At 64.5% G+C, this 21925-nt stretch carries 24 protein-coding genes; 13 read left to right on the top strand and 11 right to left on the bottom strand.

From position 1 onward, the window contains the following. Positions 1-57 precede the first annotated feature (57 nt). From FHS48_RS04100 to FHS48_RS04090, 3 genes are read right to left on the bottom strand one after another with little or no spacing between them, the layout of a single operon-like run. The gene (locus tag FHS48_RS04100; protein WP_184261691.1) at positions 58-708 is read right to left on the bottom strand and encodes a class II aldolase/adducin family protein; all 651 of its coding nucleotides are present in this window, start codon (positions 706-708) and stop codon (positions 58-60) included. Beyond that, entirely contained in the window at positions 708-1808 is a 1101-nt protein-coding gene (gene mtnA, locus FHS48_RS04095) for an S-methyl-5-thioribose-1-phosphate isomerase (RefSeq protein WP_184261689.1), read from the bottom strand. The genes FHS48_RS04100 and mtnA overlap by 1 nt, the downstream gene beginning before the upstream one ends. Before the next feature lie 5 nt (positions 1809-1813). After that, positions 1814-2701, bottom strand: a complete 888-nt coding sequence (locus tag FHS48_RS04090) for an S-methyl-5'-thioadenosine phosphorylase (protein WP_184261687.1) — start codon at positions 2699-2701, stop codon at positions 1814-1816. A gap of 144 nt (positions 2702-2845) precedes the next feature. On the opposite strand from FHS48_RS04090, the gene FHS48_RS04085 reads away from it, so the two are divergent. After that, positions 2846-3328: a DUF4442 domain-containing protein gene (locus tag FHS48_RS04085; RefSeq protein WP_184261685.1), complete on the top strand. Its 483-nt coding sequence runs from the start codon at positions 2846-2848 to the stop codon at positions 3326-3328. Here FHS48_RS04085 and fliP read toward each other — a convergent pair. The 4 genes from fliP to FHS48_RS20590 all read right to left on the bottom strand — a co-directional run bounded on the left by fliP (position 3318) and on the right by FHS48_RS20590 (position 5792). Beyond that, entirely contained in the window at positions 3318-4079 is a 762-nt protein-coding gene (fliP, locus tag FHS48_RS04080) for a flagellar type III secretion system pore protein FliP (protein ID WP_184261683.1), read from the bottom strand. The genes FHS48_RS04085 and fliP overlap by 11 nt on opposite strands. Beyond that, the gene (locus FHS48_RS04075) at positions 4079-4453 is read right to left on the bottom strand and encodes a flagellar biosynthetic protein FliO (protein ID WP_184261681.1); all 375 of its coding nucleotides are present in this window, start codon (positions 4451-4453) and stop codon (positions 4079-4081) included. Before FHS48_RS04075 ends, fliP begins: the two co-directional genes overlap by 1 nt. Positions 4454-4588: 135 nt before the next feature. After that, positions 4589-5161 (bottom strand): hypothetical protein, encoded by a 573-nt coding sequence (locus FHS48_RS04070; protein ID WP_184261679.1) that lies wholly within the window; start codon positions 5159-5161, stop codon positions 4589-4591. Between the two features lie 142 nt (positions 5162-5303). After that, complete coding sequence (locus tag FHS48_RS20590) at positions 5304-5792, bottom strand: EscU/YscU/HrcU family type III secretion system export apparatus switch protein (protein WP_184261677.1); 489 nt, start codon at positions 5790-5792, stop codon at positions 5304-5306. A 204-nt stretch (positions 5793-5996) separates the two neighbouring features. On the opposite strand from FHS48_RS20590, the gene FHS48_RS04060 reads away from it, so the two are divergent. The 7 genes from FHS48_RS04060 (at position 5997) to FHS48_RS04030 (ending at position 12066) form a co-directional block, all read left to right on the top strand. After that, positions 5997-6407, top strand: coding sequence for a flagellar basal body rod protein FlgB (locus FHS48_RS04060; protein WP_184261675.1), 411 nt, complete (start codon positions 5997-5999; stop codon positions 6405-6407). Positions 6408-6428: 21 nt separating this feature from the next. Next, positions 6429-6839 carry a flagellar basal body rod protein FlgC gene (gene flgC / locus FHS48_RS04055; RefSeq protein ID WP_184261673.1) on the top strand — a complete coding sequence of 137 codons (411 nt, stop codon included), beginning with the start codon at positions 6429-6431 and terminating at the stop codon, positions 6837-6839. A 33-nt stretch (positions 6840-6872) separates the two neighbouring features. After that, the gene (locus FHS48_RS04050; protein WP_184261671.1) at positions 6873-7205 is read left to right on the top strand and encodes a flagellar hook-basal body complex protein FliE; all 333 of its coding nucleotides are present in this window, start codon (positions 6873-6875) and stop codon (positions 7203-7205) included. Positions 7206-7352: 147 nt separating this feature from the next. Further along, positions 7353-7619: a flagellar biosynthesis protein FliQ gene (gene fliQ / locus FHS48_RS04045; protein WP_184261669.1), complete on the top strand. Its 267-nt coding sequence runs from the start codon at positions 7353-7355 to the stop codon at positions 7617-7619. An 11-nt stretch (positions 7620-7630) separates the two neighbouring features. Continuing rightward, positions 7631-8392, top strand: a complete 762-nt coding sequence (gene fliR, locus FHS48_RS04040) for a flagellar biosynthetic protein FliR (protein WP_184261667.1) — start codon at positions 7631-7633, stop codon at positions 8390-8392. Positions 8393-8396: 4 nt separating this feature from the next. After that, positions 8397-9518: a flagellar biosynthesis protein FlhB gene (flhB, locus tag FHS48_RS04035; protein ID WP_184261664.1), complete on the top strand. Its 1122-nt coding sequence runs from the start codon at positions 8397-8399 to the stop codon at positions 9516-9518. 61 nt (positions 9519-9579) lie between these two features. Then, positions 9580-12066 (top strand): PAS domain-containing protein, encoded by a 2487-nt coding sequence (locus tag FHS48_RS04030; protein ID WP_184261662.1) that lies wholly within the window; start codon positions 9580-9582, stop codon positions 12064-12066. Between the two features lie 7 nt (positions 12067-12073). Here the strand turns inward: FHS48_RS04030 and FHS48_RS04025 are convergent, their stop codons facing one another. After that, on the bottom strand, positions 12074-12958 hold the full coding sequence (locus FHS48_RS04025; RefSeq protein ID WP_184261660.1) for a DMT family transporter: 885 nt from the start codon (positions 12956-12958) through the stop codon (positions 12074-12076). Positions 12959-13195: 237 nt separating this feature from the next. Between FHS48_RS04025 and recA the strand changes: the two genes are divergently transcribed. Further along, entirely contained in the window at positions 13196-14278 is a 1083-nt protein-coding gene (recA, locus tag FHS48_RS04020) for a recombinase RecA (RefSeq protein WP_184261658.1), read from the top strand. A gap of 196 nt (positions 14279-14474) precedes the next feature. Continuing rightward, positions 14475-16607: an excinuclease ABC subunit UvrB gene (gene uvrB, locus FHS48_RS04015; protein WP_184261656.1), complete on the top strand. Its 2133-nt coding sequence runs from the start codon at positions 14475-14477 to the stop codon at positions 16605-16607. 156 nt (positions 16608-16763) lie between these two features. Here uvrB and FHS48_RS04010 read toward each other — a convergent pair whose 3' ends face one another. The 3 genes from FHS48_RS04010 to FHS48_RS04000 all read right to left on the bottom strand — a co-directional run bounded on the left by FHS48_RS04010 (position 16764) and on the right by FHS48_RS04000 (position 19019). Further along, complete coding sequence (locus FHS48_RS04010; protein ID WP_184261654.1) at positions 16764-17300, bottom strand: chromate transporter; 537 nt, start codon at positions 17298-17300, stop codon at positions 16764-16766. Further along, positions 17300-17986: a chromate transporter gene (locus FHS48_RS04005; RefSeq protein WP_184261652.1), complete on the bottom strand. Its 687-nt coding sequence runs from the start codon at positions 17984-17986 to the stop codon at positions 17300-17302. Before FHS48_RS04005 ends, FHS48_RS04010 begins: the two co-directional genes overlap by 1 nt. Positions 17987-18176: 190 nt before the next feature. Then, positions 18177-19019 carry an IclR family transcriptional regulator gene (locus FHS48_RS04000; RefSeq protein ID WP_184261650.1) on the bottom strand — a complete coding sequence of 281 codons (843 nt, stop codon included), beginning with the start codon at positions 19017-19019 and terminating at the stop codon, positions 18177-18179. A 249-nt stretch (positions 19020-19268) separates the two neighbouring features. Here FHS48_RS04000 and FHS48_RS03995 point away from each other — a divergent pair, with 249 nt between their 5' ends. From FHS48_RS03995 to FHS48_RS03985, 3 genes are read left to right on the top strand one after another with little or no spacing between them, the layout of a single operon-like run. Then, the gene (locus FHS48_RS03995) at positions 19269-20252 is read left to right on the top strand and encodes an ABC transporter ATP-binding protein (protein ID WP_184261648.1); all 984 of its coding nucleotides are present in this window, start codon (positions 19269-19271) and stop codon (positions 20250-20252) included. Then, on the top strand, positions 20249-21112 hold the full coding sequence (locus tag FHS48_RS03990) for an ABC transporter permease (RefSeq protein WP_184261646.1): 864 nt from the start codon (positions 20249-20251) through the stop codon (positions 21110-21112). The genes FHS48_RS03995 and FHS48_RS03990 overlap by 4 nt, the downstream gene beginning before the upstream one ends. A 6-nt stretch (positions 21113-21118) precedes the next feature. Next, a complete protein-coding gene (locus FHS48_RS03985; protein ID WP_184261644.1) occupies positions 21119-21913 on the top strand; it encodes an ABC transporter permease in 795 nt (264 codons plus the stop codon). Positions 21914-21925 lie beyond the last annotated feature (12 nt).

Here is a 21925-nt window from a genome sequence, read left to right as displayed (position 1 = left end):
TAAAATAAAAATGGATTCTGCATAATTATGCATAAATGAAAATAATAAAGGCACCCTTTACCGGGCAGGCTGGACTGTCCCATATGTCTTAAACTTCTCCAGAACCCGCTGCATTTCCTCCTCCGGCAGCACCGGCGGCTCCCCGATCTGCAAGGCCTGCCAGTAGACCTGCGCCAGTTCCTCCACCTCCACCGTCAGCTTCAGGGCTTTGGTCAGCGTCTCTCCGGCGGCAATCATCCCATGCTGCCCCAGCAGACAGGCCTTGCGGCCGTGCATGGCCTCCACCGCCCCGGCCGACAGCTCCGGGGTGCCGAAGGTGGCATAGGGGGCGCAGCGGATGTCACTGCCGCCCGCCACCGCGATCATATAATGGAAAGCCGGGATCCCCCGCCCCATCACCGCCAGCGTGGTACAGAACGGCGCATGGGTGTGAATCACCGCCCCCAGATCATCCCGCCCGATCAGAAGATCGTGGTGGAACCGCCATTCCGACGATGGCGCCCGGGTGCCTTCCACCCGGCCATCAAACCCGATCCAGACAATATCCTGCGGGGCCAGTGCCGCCGCCGGCATGCCAGACGGCGTCACCAGAAAGCCGTCGTCACAGCGCACGGAGACATTTCCGGCGGTGCCCTTGTTCAGGCCGAGATCGGTCAGGGAGCGGGCGGTCTTGATAACCTCCGCCCGCAGATGCGCTTCATTTTCCATTACACACCTTCAGGATACAGGCCCCGCAGCCCGGCCTCGCTGGCCGGACAGACGCCGCGTTCGGTGATCAGTCCGGTCACCAGACGGGCCGGAGTGACATCAAAACCCCAGTTGCCCGCCGGGCTGCCAGCGGGGGTGATGGTCACGGTTTCCACCCGGCCATCGGCGGTGCGGCCGGTCATCTGCGTCACCTCCAGCGCCGAACGTTCCTCGATGGGGATCTCCGCCACCCCGTCGGCCAGCGCCCAGTCGATGGTCGGGCCGGGCAGCGCCACGTAGAACGGCACCCCGGTGTCATGGGCCGCCAGCGCCTTCAGATAGGTGCCGATCTTATTGCAGACATCCCCTTGCCGGGTGGTACGGTCGGTACCGACGATACAGACATCAACCATGCCATGCTGCATCAGGTGGCCGCCGACGTTATCGGGGATCACCGTATGCGGCACGCCGTGGCTGTTCAGTTCCCACGCCGTCAGGCTGGCCCCCTGATTGCGCGGCCGGGTCTCATCCACCCAGACATGAACCGGCAGCCCCAGATCATGGAACCGGTAGATCGGTGCCAGAGCGGTGCCCCAGTCCACGGTCGCCAGCCACCCGGCATTGCAGTGGGTCAGCACGTTCAGGCGCTCCGCCCCTGCCGCCCGCCGCTGGTCCCACAACGTGCGGAACACCTCCAGCCCGTGGCCGCCGATGGCATAATTCATCGCCACGTCTTCATCGCACAACGCCGCCGCCTCGGCATAGGCCGCCGCCCGCCGCTGTGCCTGCGGCAGCGGCCGCAGCACCGCCAGCATGCGGTCCAGCGCCCACATCAGGTTGACCGCCGTCGGCCGGGTGCCGCGCAGCACCGCCGCCGCCAGCTCCAGCCCGGAATCGGAAGCATCGGTCTGCATCGCCAGCGCCAGACCATAGGCCGCCGTCGCCCCGATCAGCGGCGCGCCACGGACCCACATCTCTTTGATCGCCGTTGCCGCCTGCTGCCAGCTTGACAGGGTGATCACCTCAAACGCATGCGGCAGTCTGGTCTGATCGATGATGCAGACCGAGGCCCCATCGGCGGCCAGCCAGATCGTGCGGGTCGGGGTGCCGTTCACCTTCATCGCCGTCAGCCCCCCAGAACCCGGCCCGCGACAGCGCGCAGACGGGCCAGAACCTCGGGATCCCGGGCCTCCGGGGCGGTGATGATGGCGTGCTCCAGCGCGGTGTGGCAGCCCTTTTCACAGGGGGCCGCCCGGTCGCGGACCTTCGGGGCCACCGCCTTGACCAGCGCCCGCCCCTTGTCGGCATTCTCCAGCAGCACCTTGATCACCGCATCGACGGTGACGTGGTCATGATCCGGGTGCCAGCAGTCATAATCGGTGACCATGGCGACGGTGGCGTAGCACATCTCCGCCTCGCGGGCGAGTTTGGCTTCCGGCATATTGGTCATGCCGATCACATCACAGCCCCACGAGCGGTACAGCTTGCTTTCCGCCTGCGTCGAGAACTGCGGCCCTTCCATCACCAGATAGGTGCCGCCGCGCTGATACGGAATCGCCAGCTCCTTCAGCGCCGCCTCACAGGCATCCCCCAGACGGGAACACACCGGGTGGCCCAGTGCCACATGGGCGACGCAGCCGGTGGTGAAAAAGCTTTTGCTGCGGGCAAATGTGCGGTCGATAAACTGATCGACGATCACGAAAGTGCCCGGCGGCAGCTCTTCCTTCAGCGACCCCACCGCCGACACCGACAGGATTTCGGTGACCCCGGCCCGCTTCAGGGCATCAATGTTGGCACGGTAGTTCAGTTCACTCGGCGGAATGCGGTGGCCCCGGCCATGGCGCGGCAGGAACACCAGCGTCTGGCCGTCCAGTTCGCCGAACAGCAGCTGATCCGACGGCGCGCCGAACGGGCTTTCCACCGTCCGCCATTCGGTGTTGGTCAGGCCATCAATGCCATAGATGCCGCTGCCGCCGATAATCCCCAGAACCGGGGTCGCGTGCCCGTCCGCCATGCCGTTCTCTCCGCCGGAAGGTCAATGATCTGCCCGATCAATACGGGAGGACACCCGGCGGATCAAGGAGAGGATTGCCCCAGACCGCCGCCTCTGGCACCCTATGACGCAAACGTCACCCTTTTTACTTTTACGGAAAATCCGATGAAGGCCAGCACATTCCGCCGTCTGATCAATCTGTGGCCGCCGCTGCTGTGCGCCGGGATCCGCGCCGATCATATCAGCGGTGACTTCCGGCAGGTGGAGGTCAGCCTGACCCTGCGCTGGTTCAACCGCAACATCAACGGTGCCCATTACGGCGGCAGCCTGTTTTCGATGACCGACCCGTGGTACGGCCTGATGCTGCTGAAAGTGCTGGGAGAACGGGACTATATGGTCTGGACCAAGAACGCGTCGATTGACTACCTTGCCCCCGGGCGCGGCGTGGTCCGTGCCCGCTTCACCCTGACCGACAGCCTTCTGGCCGAAGCGCGGGACCATCTGTCGCGGGAGGATAAGCTGATCCGCCCCTTTGAGATCGACATCACCGACGCCGCCGGAACCGTGGTGGCGCGGGTGCTCAACACGGTTTATATCCGGCGGCGGGTGCCGCTGGCTGACGGAAACGCCGCCGCCGCTACTGGATGATGCCGTAACTCTGCACCAGCGAGCCGACCAGCAGGTGCCAGCCATCCACCAGCACAAAGAAAATCAGCTTGAACGGCAAGGCCAGCATCATTGGTGGTAACATCATCATCCCCATGCTCATCAGCACGCTGGCGATGGTCATGTCGATGATGATGAACGGCAGATAGATCAGGAAGCCGATCTCAAAGGCCCGCAGCAGTTCGGAAATCATGAAGGCCGGAATCAGGGCCCGCAGCGGCGTTTCCTCCGGGGCATCCACCGCCGGCAGCTTGGCCATATCCATGAACAGTTGCAGATCCTTCGGGCGGGTATGTTCCAGCATGAACATGCGGAACGGCATCATCGCCCGCTCAAAGGCCTCCATTTCGCCGATCTGCTCGTTGATCAGCGGCTCAACCCCCTGCTTCCACGACGCTTCCATGGTCGGCTGCATGATGAAGATGGTCATGAACAGCGCCAGACTGACCACCACCTGATTGGGCGGGGTGGTGCCGGTGCCCAGCGCATTGCGCAGCACCGAGAACACGATCAGCAGCCGGGTGAAGCTGGTGACCATCAGAATGAACGACGGTGCCAGCGTCAGCACCGTCATCAGCACGATCAGCTGAATGATGGTCGAGGTGGTGGACCCGCTGCCGCCCGGCCCGAGATCAAGGGAAAACTGCTGCGCCGAGGCCGCCGAGGCCGTCAGCAGAAACAGGCTGGCCAGACTGGCGGCGGGGAGCAGGCGGCGGCTCAGAGTGCGGATCATCAGACAGTCGCTCCGGACGCGGGCTGAGAAGCGGAAGAAGGGGCGGACGGAGCATCAGCCATCCGCACCGGCGGTGCCTGATCCTCCGGCGGCAAAGTAAAACGCGGCACCGGGCGGCCGGAATGAACCACGATATCGTGCGCCCCGCCCAGCAGCAGCAGGTGTTCCTGATCATCCTGCCGGACCAGCAGCAGCTTGCGGCGCGGATCCAGTTGCAGGACCTCCTGTACCGACAGGCGGGGGGCCGCCCCCCGTGGCCCGCGTGCCGTCAGCAGGCGGCCACCGAGCTTCCGCAGCAGGGCAGCGGTGCCGAAGATCAGCCCCAGAACCAGCGACAGCGACAGAAACAGGCGGATGTAGGTATCAAATTCCATGGAACCCCTGACGGCCACAGCCCGACGACATGCCCCGCATACTTGCCATGTTGCCGCGCCCCCCGCAACCGCCGAGGCAGCCTTGCCACAACCGCGTCAGGGGATCACCGGTCAAAGCGGCCTCCGGCCCGGCCCTTAAACCTCGTCGCTGGTCACCGGCGGACGGCGCAGGGGCTGCCGCCGGTAGGGGTCGGTGCTGCGCGGCGGGCCCTCCCCGCCATCCGTCACCGGCAGCAGTAACGCCGGATCCGGGGCTGAAAAGGCTTCCAGCAGGCCATCGTCGGCCAAAGGCACCTCCGGCGGGGCGCAGGCATCCGACGCCTCCGGGCGCAGGGCCAGCCCGCCGAACCGGGTGGTCAGATCCACTGTCAGCACATCCAGATCATACAGGACCGTTTCCAGATCATTGGCGGCCTCGTGCCGGTATTCCACCGGCAGATCCTGCGCAATCCGGCAGGCCCGGCGCACCACCTGATCCATCTCGTGCAGATTCGGCATACGGTCGGCATTCAGGGCCCGGCGGGCCTGAAGGATCACCGCCGCCACCTCACGCATGGCAACCCGCACCTGCGCCACCGTGGTCGGCGGCGGCACCGGCACATCGGGGTCCGGCCCCAGCAGGTCGGACAGGGATACATCAACAGTCTGTTCTGTACCGCCATCCCCCGTCAGCGGGCGGGGACGGCCCCTCTTCAGGATATCGTTCATCTCACACCGTCTCCGTGATACCGCACCCGGCGGCGCTGAGCCCCCTGCCTTAAAACGTTGCCCATCCCCTGTTTCAGGCGGCCCCCTTTCCGCCCCGGCAGCCCTCCGGCCCCTCCGATGCTACCCCCGGACTGTGACCGGATCATGGCGCGTCCTTGCCGGACAGGATCGGCGGGCTGAGCGGCCCGCCCGGATCCACCGCCGGGGCGGCGGCATTGGCGCGGTAAACATACACCAGAATTTCCGCAACGGCGGCAAAGGCCTCCGGCGGAATATCACTGTCCAGATCCAGCACCGCCAGAATCTGCGCCAGATCGGCATCCTGACGGACCTTGATGCCGTGGGCGAAGGCCAGTTCCAGAATCTGCTCCGCCACAAAGCCCCGGCCTGAGGCCACCACCTTCGGTGCTCCGCCCGCCGCCGGATCGTGCTCGATAGCGACAGCAACCGGCTTACCGCCGGGTGGGGCGACAGCAACCGGCTTACCGCCGGGTGGGGCGACAGCAACCGGCTTGCCGCCGGATGGCGCGACAGCAACCGCCTTCCCGCCGGGTGGCACCGCCTCGACGGGCTTGCCACCGGATGACCGGCCCGGCGTTCCACCGGCTGGCGTATCCCCCGGCTTTTTCATGACGACACCACTCCGCGCTCCGGCCCGGCAATTATTTCCTCTCAACTTTGCCAGAGAGTGGATTTAAGAATACTTAAGGGCAGCAGCCCCGATGCCAGCGCAGGCTTTACGTTTCCTTAAGCCGACTCTGGCAGAGTAGTGTTGTGTCACAAGGGTTTTTCACCCCCAACCCCGTGCCGTTTCAACCGACAGGACCCAACCGCAATGGATACGAGCAATCTGACCCTGTTTCAGATGGCGAAGACCAAGATGGACTGGATCGCACAGCGCCAGAAGGTGCTGTCGGAGAATATCGCCAACGCCGACACCCCGAACTACCGGGCCAAGGACCTGCGGGAAGTCAACTTCAGCCGCATGGCCGCCGATGCCATCGAACGCCCGGTCCGCCCGACCCTGACGCAGGCCGGGCACCAGACCACCACCCTGCCCCACGCCGGGCCGTTCCGCGAGGATACCACCCGCAAGACGTGGGAAACCTCAATCGACCAGAACCCGGTGGTGCTGGAAGAACAGGTGGAGAAGATGGCGCGGGGCCGGTCACAGTACGATCTGGCGCTGAACCTGATCCGTAAGAACATGTCGATGATCAAGCTGGCTCTGGGCAGCCGCGGGTAACGGAACGAGGACGCAGCAGCGATGGATGATCTTTCCAAGGCGACACGCATTGCTTCCAGCGGCCTGAAGGCGCAGGCCAAGCGCGTCCGGGTCATTTCCGAGAACATGGCGAACTCCGATTCGATCGCCAAGACCCCGGGCGGGGAACCCTACCGGCGCAAGCTGGTGGTGTTCCGCAACCAGCTCAGCCGGGAACTGGACGCCAAAACCGTCCGCGCCGACCGCACCACCCGCGACATGACCGATTTCGGCCGCAAATTCATGCCGGGTCACCCCGGTGCCGACGAAAGCGGCTATGTGATGACCCCGAACGTCAACCCGCTGATCGAAATGATGGACATGCGGGAAGCCCAGCGGTCCTACGAAGCCAACCTTCAGGTCATCAGCACCTCACGCGACCTGATGAGCAAAACCATTGAAATGCTGCGCTGAGGCCAGCCCTGACGTCTAACGGAGTCCGCCGCCATGGCCATTAACGTTTCCAGCGCCATCAACGCCTACCGCTCTGCGGCGGCTTCGGCGACGGAGTCGATGCAGTCCTCCTCCTCGCCCAAGCTGGCGGGAACCACCCAGAGCGGCGGCACCGGCTTCAGTGACCTGATCAAGGATTCCCTGAAGGAAGCGGTCTCCGTCCAGCGCAACGCGGAAGAGATCAGCCTGAAGGGCATCGCCGGGGATGCCGACATGCGTGATGTGGTGCTGGCGGTCAACAACGCCGAAAACACCCTGAACACCGTGGTCGCCATCCGCGACAAGGTGCTGAACGCCTATCAGGAAATTCTGAAGATGCCGATCTAAGGGGCGACGGGGCCAGCGCACCCAATCCCTGACCGCCGGTTGTCCCGGCAGGTACCAAAAAGCGGGTTGACCGGACGGAACAGGCGGATCACAACAGGGCAGCCATGGTCCGGCCCCCTTTATCCCCTGATGCGAGACACGGCCCCGATGGAAGAAGCACAGATCCTCGACGTCGCCCGCGACAGTATCATGGTGATGATCATTATCTCCGCCCCGATCCTGATCATCGGGCTGGTGATCGGGGTGGCGGTCTCGCTGTTTCAGGCCCTGACCTCGATTCAGGAAGCGACGCTGGTGTTCGTGCCGAAAATGCTGATCACCTTTGCTTCCATTGTCCTTCTGCTGCCGTTCATGCTGCGCCACCTGACGGACTTCACCCGCCAGATCATGGACACGATTATCGGCCTGCCATAGGGCGGCATGCGATGCTTTCAGAAATCCTCAGCCTCAACGTCTTCCATGTGCTGCTGGTGTTCGTCCGCCTCAGCGCGGCGTTCATGCTGCTGCCCGGATTCTCGGCCCACTACATCAACGTCAAGTCCCGGCTGCTGCTGGCGGTGGCAATCACACTGGTGATCACCCCGCTGCTGTCCCCCAATCTGCCCGCAGCCCCACAGCAGATGTCGGTTCTGGTGATGCTGATCGTTCTGGAAACCTTCTACGGGGTATTCTTCGGCCTGATCACCCAGGCGGTGATGGGGGCCATGCATCTGGCCGGGACCAACATCGGCCAGATGACCGGGCTGATGAACGCCATGGTGTTTGACCCGATCACCGAACAGCAGGGGGCGATGGTGGTCGGTGCCCTGTCCAACGTTATTCTGGTCAGCCTGTTCGTGATGGACCTGCATCACCTGATGATCGAGGCACTGATTGCCACCTACTCCCTGTTTCCGGTCGGCAGCATGCCGATTGCCGATGATCACCTGACCAGTTTTCTCGATATCTTTGCCCGCAGCTTTGCCATCGGGTTACAGATGTCTGCCCCCTTTGTGGTGGCGGGGATCGTGTTTCAGGTCGCCCTTGGCCTGATGGCGCGCCTGTCGCCGCAGATGAACGTCTTTTTTGTCGCCATGCCGTTGCAGATCCTGCTGGGGCTGGCGATGTTGTGGGTGGCGCTGCCCGGGCTGATTCTGATATTCCTGCATTACTTTGAGGGCACCTTGACCGCCTTCGTATACGGATAGCGCGATGGCGGACGAGGATCAGGACTCCAAGACAGAAGACCCGTCTGACCGAAAACTGGAACGGGCGCGGGAAGACGGCCAGATTCCGATGTCGCAGGAAATTAAAAGCCTGCTGATGATCGCCGGGATTCTGGCCTCCGTCATGGTAATGGCCCCGTGGATCATGGGTCAGATGACATCCCTCCTGAAGGGGTTCCTACAGAACATCCACCTGATACGGCTGGATGTTGACGGCTTCCGCGGGGTTCTGGTGCGGTTGATGCTGGATGTCGGCATTCTCCTGCTGCCGCTGGCCGGGCTGCTGTACGTGATGGCCCTGCTGAGCGGGATCGTGCAGGCAGGATTGATCTTCACCCCGAAAAAGCTGGAACCCAAGCTCAGCAACATCAGCCCGATCAGCGGATTCAAGCGGGTTTTCTCGAAGAATCAGCTGATGGAGCTGGCCAAAAGTGTCATCAAGATCGCGGTGGTCGGGGTGGTGCTGAGTTTTCTGGTCGTCCCCAAACTGAAGCACCCGGAACTTTATTCGGCGCTCGATTTCCGCTCGACCCTGCGTGACCTGTACGACCTGGTCCTGCTGGTGTTGTTCGGCACCCTGCTCAGTTTCGGCGCTGTGGCGGCGGCGGACTGGTGGTGGCAGCGCCACCGGCACCGCAGCCAGCTGAAAATGACCAAGCAGGAAGTGAAGGACGAACACAAGGAGACCGAAGGGAATCCGGAGATCAAGGCCAAGATCCGCAGCCTGCGCATTCAGAAATCCCGTCAGCGCATGATGCAGAATGTGCCCAAGGCCAGCGTGATCGTCACCAACCCGACCCACTACGCCGTCGCCCTGCAATACGACATGGACGATATGGCCGCCCCCAAACTGGTCGCCAAAGGGGTGGACAGTCTGGCCCGCAAGATCAGGGAAGTGGCGGAACAGCACGAGATCCCGATTGTCGAAAACCCGCCGCTGGCCCGCGCCCTGTACGCCTCGGTGGAGCTTGACCGCGAAATTCCGCCCGATCATTACAAGGCGGTGGCCGAAGTGATCGGCTTTGTGATGCGGATGAAAAAATCCGGTGGCCGGATCCCCAAACCCCGCCGCTGGGAAGAAACTCCGCCGGATCCTGACGGCGGCTGATCCATCCCCCGATGCCCCGCCAGTTTCCGTTTTTCTTCCGGCCCGACGAGGACCCCTGCCCATGTTGTTTGCCGACGGCCTCGTCGCCCTGAACGGAATTACGCTGACCCTGCCGCAGGCGCTGGCTCTGGCCTTCGGATCCGGCGTGGCAGTGGCCGCCGGGGGGGCCGCCCTGTATTTCCGGCAGCGGGCGCGCAGCCTGCACCAGAAGGCGGCGCTGGCGCTGGCCCTGACCGAGCAGGACGGCACCGCCCGGGCCATCACCGGCAGTGACGGAACGGTGCTGGCCGCCAATGCCGCCGCCCGCCAGCGCTGGCCCAATGCCTCCCCCCTGACCTATCTGGAACGGCTGACCCAGACCACCTCGCCGCTGGCGACCGATCTGGGGACGGACCTCGGCACCGGTCTGGAGGACGGCACCAGCCTGCCCCCGGAGACCGCCGCCGATTCCCTCGCCCGGCTGCTGGCGGCCGTCCACTCCGGCACCACCGAAAAAGTCGAACTGCCGGTGCAGGATGACGGCGGTGCCGAATGGCTGCTGGTGGAAACCCGCCCGGCGGAACCGGCCGGAGCCCCCGCCGGCCGCCTGTGGACCGCCACCGACATTTCCGCCCGCCGGATCATTGACGACATTCTGCGGCAGGAACGCGATGATCTCGCCGAATTCCTGTACCTGCTGCCGGTCGGGGTCTATTCCGCCGACTCAGCCGGACGCCTGCGCAGCGTCAACCAGCGCTTTTCCGAATGGCTGGGCTACACCCCGAAAGACCTGACCGGTCAGCCGCTGTCGGCCCTGCTGCATGACGGCGAGGTCCCCGACATTGAAGGAGCATGGCGGGGAGACCTGAACTTTGTCGACAGCCACGGCCGCCAGTTTCCGGCACTGGTGTTCCAGACCACCTATGACGATGGCGGAGAAACCCTGACCCGCAGTGTGGTGGTGCGCGAGGCGCTGACCCCGTCCCTGAGCGGCGGCGAAGAGGATCACCGCTACCGCAGCCTGTTTGACAATGCTCCGGTCGGCCTGTGTGTGCTGGACCCCGACGGGGTGATCACCGACTGCAATTCCACCTTCGAGAGCCTGTGCGGCAAAAGCCGCGCCGATGTGATCGACGGAACCCTGCTGGATCTGCTGACGGAAGAGGACCGGGCTGACGGTCAGGCCCTGTTTGACAAGACCCTGCTGGAACAGGGCCCTGCCGCCCAGCGGGAAGTCCGCTTTTCCGGCAACCCCGACAATGCCGCCATGCTGCGGTTCAGCCTGCTGGGCGGCGACGCGGTGGTGGCCTATCTGATCGACACCACTGCCCAGCGCAATCTGGAGGCCCAGTTCGCGCAGGCCCAGAAGATGCAGGCCATGGGGCAGCTGGCCGGGGGGGTCGCCCACGACTTCAACAACCTGCTGACCGCAATGATCGGGTACTGCGACCTGCTGCTGCAACGGCACGGTGCCGGAGACCCTTCCTTCGCCGATATCATGCAGGTGAAGCAGAATGCCAACCGCGCCGCCAATCTGGTGCGGCAGCTTCTGGCCTTCTCGCGCAAGCAACCCCTGAAGCCACGCCGCCTGACCGTCACTGATGCCCTGTCGGAACTCAGTCACCTGCTGCGCCGCCTGCTGGGGGAAAGCGTGCGGCTGGATCTGCGCCATGGCCGCGATGTCGGGCAGGTGCGGGTGGATCCCGGGCAGTTCGATCAGGTGATCATCAATCTGGCCGTCAATGCCCGTGATGCCATGCCCGGCGGCGGTTGCCTGACCATCTCCACCCGGCAGGAACAGCTGGAAGCGCCGCTGGAACGCGGGGCGGAGGTCATTCCGCCCGGCCCCTATGCCGTCATCACCGCCATTGATACCGGTGTCGGCATCCCGCGCGAAAATCTGGGCCGGATCTTTGAACCGTTCTTCTCCACCAAAACCGGGACTGTCGGGGCCGGGACCGGCCTTGGCCTGTCCACCGTCTATGGCATCATCCGCCAGACCGGCGGGTTCGTCTTTGTCGACTCGCGGATCGGGGACGGCACCACCTTCACCATCTACCTGCCGCGCCTGAACGACATGACCGACGCCACCGAGCCGGTGGTGCGCGCCATTGATGACCCGGCCCTGTCGGCGGCCCCGCCCCCGGCGGACAGCGCCGACCTGACCGGCGGCGGGACTATTCTGCTGGTGGAGGATGAAGACCCGGTCCGGGTGTTCGCCGCCCGCGCCCTGCGCAACAAGGGTTATACTGTGACCGAAGCCCGCACCGGGGAACAGGCGCTGGATCTGCTGGCCGAAAACCCGGCGATTGACCTGCTGATCACCGATATGGTGATGCCGGGGATCGACGGGGCGACGCTGGCCCGCACGGTGCGGGCCGACCGCCCCGGGCTACAGGTGATCCTGATTTCCGGGTATTCTGAAGAAGCGGCACGGGGGGAAATCGCTGATTCCACCGATTTCCACTTCCTGCCCAAACCGTTCAGCCTGACCCAGCTGGCCGCCCGGGTGAAGGCCCTGCTGGCGCAGGGGGGTGGCGAGGCAGGATCAAACCAGCCAGAAGCCTGACTCCCCATCACCATCGCAGCAGCCGGGCCGGAATCCGCACCAGCCCCAGCACCAACGCGCAGCCGGATACGATCACCGCCGCACCGGCCACCTGCATCAACGACAACTGTTCGCCCAGATGCAAAGCCCCGACCAGCACCGCCACCACCGTCACCGCAAATTCCACGCTGATGGCCCGGGTCGGGCCGATGGTCGAGACCAGACGGAAATACAGCACATAGGTCATGGCGCTCATCACGCAGCCCAGCACCAGCAGATAGGCGATATCGACCGCCATAATCTGCGGCGGCAGCGGCGAGATCAGACCCAGCGGCAGGGTCATCACCCCACCGGACAGGAACGCCCCGATGGTGACTTCCCAGCTGCCGGTCCCCTTGAGCGACCGGCTGGCATACAGGCTGCCGCAGGCGGCACAGACACAGCCGAACATCGCCGCCGCGCAGCCGAGCAGAAAGGTGGAGTCCACCGGCTGGGACGGAAAGCCGACCAGCATGACGATCCCGGCCACCCCCAACACCAGACCGACCACCCCATTGGGGGAAATCCGCTCGATCCCGGCAATGCGGCCAATCACCATCGACAGCAGGGGAATCGAAGCCACCAGAATCGCCGTCATCGCCGTCCCGATCATCGGGGTGGCGTAGGACAGGCCGATCAGCTGTCCGGCAACGGTGGTGGCCCCGACCACCACGAACGGCAGCCAGCGGCCCCCAAACCGCAGACGGCGGCGGGTGACGGCCGACAGCAGCAGCAGGGTCACCGCCGCGATCAGCGAACGGTAGGAAATGGTCCCGGCCAGCCCGAAGGTGTTCAGCACCCGCAGCAGGACGAGAAAGGACAACCCCCAGGCGAGGGCGAGAAAAGCGTAGGACGCCAGATCTTTGGGTTTCATCACACACCGGCTGCGCGTATGAGGGGGGAGTCCCCGCGACCGGCCCCGCGCATACCGGCCAGCCTCAGGCGGCGCGGATTGGACCACAGGCCCCCGGCGCTGGCAATCAGCGATCCGGCCCACCGGACCCAGCGTTTGTTCTTCCTATGTTCCAACCCCTCTTGCGCAGAAGAACAAATCATGTACTGTTGTGCCGGTTGCAGGTCCGCACCAGCTATGGAATAACGGGGGCATCGAATGACCCAGACCGCCTTACGACTCGTTGACAAGGACACCATGGACAAGCAGAAAGCTCTGGACGCTGCCCTCAGCCAGATTGAACGCGCCTTCGGCAAAGGCTCCATCATGCGGCTCGGCCAGCGCGAACATGCGGTGGACATCGACGCCGTCAGCACCGGCTCGCTCGGTCTGGACCTTGCCCTTGGCATCGGCGGCCTGCCCCGGGGCCGTATTGTCGAGATCTACGGCCCGGAAAGCTCCGGGAAGACCACGCTGGCCCTGCATGTGATCGCCGAGGCCCAGCGCAAGGGCGGCACCTGCGCCTTCGTCGACGCCGAACATGCCCTTGACCCGGCCTATGCCCGCAAGCTGGGCGTCAACCTCGACGAACTGCTGATCTCCCAGCCGGACGCCGGGGAACAGGCACTGGAAATCGCCGACACGCTGGTGCGGTCCGGCGCGGTTGATGTGCTGATCATCGACTCCGTCGCCGCACTGGTGCCGCGCGCCGAACTGGAAGGCGAGATGGGCGACAGCCACGTCGGCCTTCAGGCCCGCCTGATGAGTCAGGCCCTGCGCAAGCTGACCGCCTCCACCGCCCGTTCCAACACCCTGATCATCTTCATCAACCAGATCCGCATGAAGATCGGCGTGATGTTCGGCAGCCCGGAAACCACCACCGGCGGCAACGCGCTGAAGTTCTACGCCTCGGTGCGGATGGACATCCGCCGCGTCGGCCAGATCAAGGACCGGGACGAAGTGGTCGGCAACCAGACCCGCGTCAAGGTGGTGAAAAACAAGGTGGCCCCGCCGTTCAAGGTTGTCGATTTCGACATCATGTATGGCGAAGGCGTCTCCAAGATGGGCGAGCTGATCGACCTTGGCGTTAAGGCCGGGATCGTCGAAAAGTCCGGCTCGTGGTTCTCCTACAACTCCACCCGCATCGGTCAGGGCCGTGAAAACGCCAAGACCTTCCTGCGGGAAAACCCGACCATGGCCGCCGAGATCGAAAATGCGATCCGCGCCAATGCCGGCCTGATCAAGGAAGCCATGACCGCCAGCCCGGCGGAGATGGAAGACGCCGATACCGGCGACGCATAAGCCGGATCCGGTTTCTCCTTGCCGATAAGAATCGCGCGGGGCCTTCAGGTTTGCCCTGAAGGCCCCGCTGCCGTTCCGGCACAGGGCTCCGGCACAGGGCCATCAAAGCCCCCTCCCTTTTCCCATGCTGCCCCTTGCCGGACGCATACCGTCCGCCTTAGGGTCAGTCATCCCTTTCCTTGCCGAGGAACCTGCCATGTCGGTCCTGCTTCCGATGTACCAGAAGCCCCCCGCCGGTCCGCGCGCGGAATTCAGGCTGGCCTCGGACTACACCCCGGCGGGGGATCAGCCGACGGCCATCGCCACGCTGGTGGAGGGAATCGGGAGTGGGGAGCGCGATCAGGTTCTGCTGGGGGTCACCGGCTCCGGCAAGACCTTCACCGCCGCCAAGGTGATTGAGACGCTCGGCCGTCCGGCGCTGGTGATGGCCCCCAACAAGACCCTCGCCGCCCAGCTCTATGCCGAGATGAAATCCTTCTTCCCCGACAATGCGGTGGAATATTTCGTCTCCTACTACGACTACTACCAGCCGGAAGCCTACGTCCCCAAGACCGACACCTATATCGAGAAGGACGCCAGCATTAACGAACAGATCGACCGGATGCGCCATGCCGCCACCCGGGCGATTCTGGAACGGCGGGATGTGATCATCGTCGCCTCGGTGTCCTGCCTGTACGGTCTTGGCTCGGTGGAAAGCTATTCCGCCATGCGCCTGACCGTGAAGCAGGGCGACCGGCTGGACCGTGATGCCTTCCTGCGGCAGCTGGTGGACCTGCAATACCGCCGCAACGAGGCCGCCTTCCAGCGCGGGGCGTTCCGGGTGCGGGGCGACGTGATCGAAGTGTTCCCCGCCCACCAGGAAGACCGGGCGTGGCGCATTGACCTGTTCGGCGACGAAATCGACTCCCTGACCGAATTCGATCCCCTGACCGGGGAAAAGATGCTGTCGTTCACCGAGCTGACGTTCTACCCCAACAGCCACCACGTCACGCCGCGCCCGGCGCTGTCGCAGGCCATCAAGGGCATCAAGGACGAACTGAAGGTCCGGCTGGCGGAGCTGATCGAGCAGGGCAAACTGCTGGAAGAACAGCGGCTGCGCGAGCGCACCCTGTTCGATCTGGAGATGCTGGAATCCACCGGCTTCTGCAAGGGCATCGAGAACTATTCCCGCTGGCTGACCGGCCGCAGCCCCGGCGAGCCGCCGCCGACCCTGTTTGAATACCTGCCGGAAGATGCCATCCTGATCGTCGATGAAAGCCACGTCACCGTGCCGCAGGTCGGCGGGATGTTCCGGGGTGACTTCAACCGCAAGATGACCCTTGCCGACTACGGCTTCCGGCTGCCGTCGTGCGTTGACAACCGCCCGCTGAAGTTCGAGGAATGGGACACCATGCGTCCCACCACCGTCTTCGTCTCCGCCACCCCCGGTGACTGGGAAATGGAACGGACCGGCGGCGTCTTTGCCGAACAGGTGATCCGCCCGACCGGCCTGATTGATCCCACCTGCGTGATCCGCCCGGTGGAGCATCAGGTCGATGACCTGCTGGGCGAGGTCAAACAGGTTGCCGCCAAAGGACAGCGGGCCTTGGTGACGGTGCTGACCAAGCGGATGGCCGAGGACCTGACCGAATACCTGAACGAGCACGGTGTCCGGGTGCGCTACATGCATTCCGACATCGAGACGCTGGAACGGATCGAAATCATCCGCGACCTGCGGCTTGGCGCTTTTGACGTGCTGGTCGGCATCAACCTGCTGCGCGAAGGGCTGGACATCCCGGAATGTTCCCTTGTCGCCATTCTCGATGCCGACAAGGAAGGCTTCCTGCGCTCAACCCGGTCCCTGATCCAGACAATCGGCCGCGCCGCCCGCAATGTCGAAGGGCGGGTGATCCTGTATGCCGACAAGATGACCGACAGCCTGAAAAAGGCGCTGGACGAGACCGCCCGCCGCCGTGAAAAGCAGCAGGCTTACAACATCGCCAACGGCATCACCCCGGAAAGCGTCCGGTCGCGGATTGCCGATGTGCTGGGCGATGTGGCGGAACAGGATTACATGACCGTCGATACCGGCGTCAGCGGGGCCACCGAACTGGTCGGCCACAATCTGCGCAGCGTGATCGAGGATCTCGACAAGAAAATGCGCAAGGCCGCCGCCGATCTGGAATTCGAGGAAGCCGCCCGACTGCGCGACGAAATCCGCCGTCTGGAAGCCGCCGAGCTGGAGATGCCCGACGTCACCTATAAACCCCGCCTGACAGCGTCCACCGCCTCCGGCACCGCCCGCGCCGCCAAACAGGCCCGGCGCGGGGGCGGTCGCAAACGCGGGTAATGAAAACAACAAAGCCTCTTCCCGTTGCAATTCCCGACAGAAAAGGGATAAGCTGATTCTCAGATGGGAAGACGGTTGTCCACCGACCCTCCAATTCCCATCAACGGGCCTGTCGGGTGGATCAGACAGGCCCTTTCCTTTTTCAGCCCCTGACGCTCAGACGATCTTCAGCGCCCCCAGCACTCCGCCCACGGCAATCAGCCACAGCGGGTTGAGGCGGGTCCAGACCAGCACCGCCACCGCCGCCGCAAACAGGCCGATCTGGGGTATGGTCTGCACCGCCATCAGCGTCAGCGACCACGAGGTCGCCGCCATCATCCCGATCGACAGCGGCAGCACCGCCAGCCGGATCCGCGTCCCCAGACTGCGGCCAACCACCCGGTTGCCATAGCGCAGCGCCAGTACCGCCAGCAGGGCCGGTGGCCCGACCAGTGCCACCGTGGCCGCCACCGCCCCGATCACTCCGGCGGCGCGATAGCCGATGATGGTGGCAAACAGGAAGTTCGGCCCCGGCGCCACCTGTGCCAGCGTAAACGCCTCGACAAACACCTGATGGCTGACCCACTGGTGGGTCTCCGTCATAAAGCGCATCATTTCCGGGGACAGGGCAATCACCCCGCCGCCAATCGCCATCAGCGACAACAGGGCGAAATGCAACAGGATCTGCCCGGCAATACTCCACTGGCTGTCCATCACGCCTCTCCGCCACCGGGTTTCTTCTGGATCAGCACCGCCAGTCCGCCGAGCCCGAACATCACCGCCACCAGCGGCCACTTCAGCAGGGCAATGGCGGCAAACATCGCTCCGGCAAACGCCCCGGCCCGCAGGGTGCGCGGCATCCCCCGCGCCATTTTGACCGCCATCGAGCAGATCAACGCCACCGCCACCACCGACATTCCCCGCAGCACGTCGCTCACCACCGCTGTCCCGCCGTAGCGGTCATACAGCACCGCCAGCCCGAGCACACCGATCGCCGGAGGAACCACCATCCCGGTAACCGCCGCCAGCCCCCCCAGCGCCCCGCAACGGCGGTAGCCGACGATGATCGCCAGATTGCAGATGGTCGGCCCCGGCAGCAGCTGGGAAAAGGCGAAAATCTCGGCAAACTCCGCCTGCGTCAGGATCCGGCGGCGCTCCACCAGACTGCGGTGCACCCATGGCAGGACTCCGCCGAAGCCAATCATCGCCAGCGAAGAAAACAGCAGGAACAGGCCCCATGGCGTCACCGCCGCCGGAGGGGGCGGATCCCACTCCGGCAGGGTGTCCGCAACCGCAGGCAGGACGGCAGACGGGGCACCATCGGCCTCCGCCGGGATCACCGGGTCAGACAGGCCGCTGTCCGCCGGGGAAATACCGGTCTCACGGTCATCAGGGGGCATGCCGCAGCTCCTGCATCCGGAGGGCAGCGGGGATCAGGGGAGTCGTCACAGGGGGCACAGTTGGTCTCCCGACAGCAGAATGCCGGAATGGGGGTCTGGGGATCTTTCCTATGGAAGCAGACTGTCACCGATCTGTCATCCTGCGGCAGACGGTTGAGATCCGTGTTTTTTGCACGGCTGCCCCCGGGATTTACACAATGCTGCCCGAAACGCCGGAGCGCGACAGCGCCGGATCGAAGGGGTTAAGCTGGCGGCTGATCCCGGCGGCCTCGCGACGCAGGATATCAACCACCACGGTCAGCCGCTCATCGGTCAGCCGGTCCGTCGGGGTGCCGATCGACAGCGCCGCCACCGCCCGCCCCTGCCGGTCAAACACCGGCACCGCCACCCCCGACATCCCCGGCAGCAACCCGGAATGCTGGCTGGAATAGCCCTGCGCCTTCACCTTGGCGATGGCCGTCCGCAGATAGACCTCATCCAGAAAACCCATCCCCTGCATGCGCGGCAGATTGAAGCGGATCACCTCCTGCTGCTCATCCTCCGGCAGGTGGGCCAGAATGGTCAGGCTGCCCTGCCCGATGCCCAGCATCACCCGGCCGCCGATATCCCCGGTGAAGGAGCGGATCGGAAACGGCCCTTCCGCCCGGTCGAGACAGATGGCGTCAAAACCGTTGCGCACCAGCAGGAACACCGTCTCCCGCAGGGTGGCCGACAGCCGCAGCAGGATCGGGCGGGCCATGTCGCGCAGGGTGCCGCAGGATCCGGCCTGCGCCGCCAGCACGAACAAATCCAGCCCCAGCCGGTACCGTTTGCCCTGCGGGTCGTGGTCAATCATCCCTTCCGCCACCAGTGCCTTCAGCAGCCGGTGGACGGTCGGCGGTGTCATGCCCAGATCCCGCGCCAGATCGGTCAGGCGCGCCCCGGTACCACCATGGGCGGCGATAGCTCGCAGAATCGCGATCCCCCGCTGGAGACTGGTCTTGCTGCCCGCGTCGGCACCGGGGCGGCGGGGGTCATCGGCGGGCTCGGTCATCGTTTTCTCCTCCGGCAAAGGAATAGGTCATACCATTTCTCGATATTCCGTATGTTGGAATTTTTTGAAAATTTTTTCAACCATACGAAAACTGACGTTGACGCTGCCCCCGGTTCGGAAAACTCTGGATCCAACGGGCCGAAATGGCCTGCGGACCGGGTGCGGATCCCCCTTACCGCCCCGGTCCACCCCTTGGACAGACAGGCAATTTCTTTCCGCATAGCGGAATGAAAAACGGGAGACCCAGCTGTGCCCTTTCTTGAACTGGACGCCCTGAGCAAACATTACGGTCCGGTGAAGGCCGTCGATGACGTGTCCCTCAGCGTCGAGCAGGGTGAGTTCATTTCACTGCTGGGGCCGTCGGGCTGCGGCAAGACCACCACCCTGCAAATGATCGCCGGTTTCGTCGATGCCACCGCCGGGCGGATCCGCCTGCAGGGCCGCGACATCACCCACGCCCCGGCCAACAGCCGTGGTCTCGGCATCGTGTTCCAGAGCTATGCGCTGTTCCCGCATATGACCGTGGCCGACAACGTCGCCTTCGGCCTTGAGATGCAGAAGGTGGAGCGTGCCGAACGCGCCCGCCGGGTGGAACAGGCGCTGGCACTGGTGCATCTGGATGCCCACGCCGGACGGTACCCGCGCGAGCTCTCCGGCGGCCAGCGGCAGCGCGTTGCCCTTGCCCGCGCCATCGTCATCCGCCCGCCGCTGCTGCTGCTGGACGAACCGCTGTCCAACCTTGATGCCAAGCTGCGCGAGGCCATGCAGTTCGAGCTGCGGACCATCCAGCAGCAGGTCGGGACCACCACCATCATGGTCACCCACGATCAGGCCGAGGCCTTCTCGGTCTCCGACCGGGTGGTGGTGATGCAGAGTGGCCGGATCACCCAGATCGACACCCCTTACGAGGTGTATGAACATCCGGCCTCGGAGTTTATTTCCCGCTTCGTCGGCAAGACCAACCTGCTGCCCCCCGCCACCGACGGCGGCCCGCAACGCCATGTCCGCCCGGAAAAGCTGATGCTGAAGCCCGCCGGACAGGGCCGCGCCGATGCCACCATCGTTGACCGTTTCTTCCTCGGCAGTCAGTGGCTGTACCATCTGGAAAGCCCGCTGGGGCCGATGGTGGTGGTGCAGGTCAACGATGGCAGCCCGGCCCATCCCCCCGGCACCGCCGTGGCGCTGGACTGGGATGATGCCATCCTGCGGACCCTGCCGGAGGGCGGCCGATGAGCGACACCGCCTCTCCCCGGACCCGCTCGGCGGCGTGGCTGACCCTGCCGTCGCTGCTGCTGTTCGCCGTCATGCTGCTGACGCCGCTGTCCCTGACCCTGATGCTGTCGTTCAATGAATACGACGCTGCCCGTGGGGCCACCGGCGGTTTCACCCTCAGCCATTACGCCGCCATCGTCAGCGACGGCTATTACCTTGAGATCTTCCTGCGCACCCTGCGCATCGGGCTGATCACCACCCTGCTGTGCGTGGTGATCGGCGTGCCGGAGGCCTATATCCTGTCGCGGATGGCCGCGCCGTGGCGGTCGGTGTTCCTGATGATCGTGCTGACGCCGCTGCTGGTGTCGGTGGTGGTGCGCACCTTCGGCTGGTCGATGCTGCTGGGCATTGAAGGCCCGGTGAACATGCTGTTTCAGGCGATCGGCATCGGCAAAACCCGCATGCTGTATACCGAAGGGGCGGTGATCACCGCGCTGGTCCACGTCATGCTGCCGTTCATGGTGATCCCGGTGTGGACCGCCCTGCAGAAACTGGATCCGCAGGTGGAACAGGCTGCCCTGTCCTTCGGGGCCTCCCGCCTGACCGCCATTGTCCGGGTGGTGCTGCCGCAGATCATGCCGGGCATCCTGTCCGGCGGGCTGATCGTCTTCGGTCTGGCTGCCAGTTCCTTCGCCATCCCCGGTCTGCTGGGCGGACGCCGCCTGAAGATGGTGGCCACCACCGTCTATGACCAGTACCTGCACGAGCTGAACTGGCCGATGGGTGCCGCCATCGCCGTCATTCTGCTGATTGCCAACCTGATCGTGATGCTGACCTGCCACCGGGTGGTGGAACGCCAGTATCGCCGCCGACTGGGATAAGCCGCCATGCCCCGTAACGGATCCTTTGCCATCCTGTTCAACACGCTGGTGGTCATGTTCATGCTGGCCCCGCTGGTGATCGTCTGTCTGGTGGCCTTCACCCCGGAAAACACCCTATCGCTGCCGGGCTGGACCTGGTCGCTGCGCTGGTTCCGCAAGGTGTTTGAACACCCGGACTTTGTCACCTCGTTCATCAACAGCCTGTGGCTGGCCACCGTTTCCGCCTCTCTGGCGGTCGGTCTGGCGGTCCCGGCCTCGCTGGCGATCACCCGGGGCAACTTCCCCGGCCGTCAGGCGCTGGAAGGGCTGTTCCTGTCGCCGCTGGTGATCCCGCATCTGGTGCTGGGTGTGGCATTGTTGCAGATGTTCGCCCGCATCGGGGCCACCGGCAGCTTTGTCTGGCTGGCTCTGGCCCATGTGGTGGTGATCACCCCCTATGCCATGCGCCTGCTGATTGCCGCCATGACCGGTTATGACCGCTCGGTGGAACATGCGGCGCTGTCGCTGGGGGCCAGCCGGCTGACCGTGTTCCGGCGGATCACCCTGCCGATGATCCTGCCGGGTGTCAGCGGCGGCTGGCTGCTGTGCTTTATCAACAGCTTCGATGAAGTGACGATGTCGATCTTCATCACCGCGCCGTCCACCATCACCCTGCCGGTAAAAATGTACATGTACGCGACGGAATCGATTGACCCGATGATGGCCGCCGTCTCGGCCCTGATCGTCGGCCTGACCGCCGCCACCGCCCTGCTGCTGGATCGTATCTACGGGCTTGACCGGGTGCTGGTCGGCCAACGCTGACCACCCCCTTCC

This window comes from Novispirillum itersonii (assembly GCF_014205675.1).
Classification (GTDB): Bacteria; Pseudomonadota; Alphaproteobacteria; order Rhodospirillales; family Rhodospirillaceae; genus Novispirillum; species Novispirillum itersonii_A.
The sequence above is the reverse complement of the archived record's forward strand: the minus strand, read 5'-3'. Positions and strand labels throughout refer to the sequence as shown.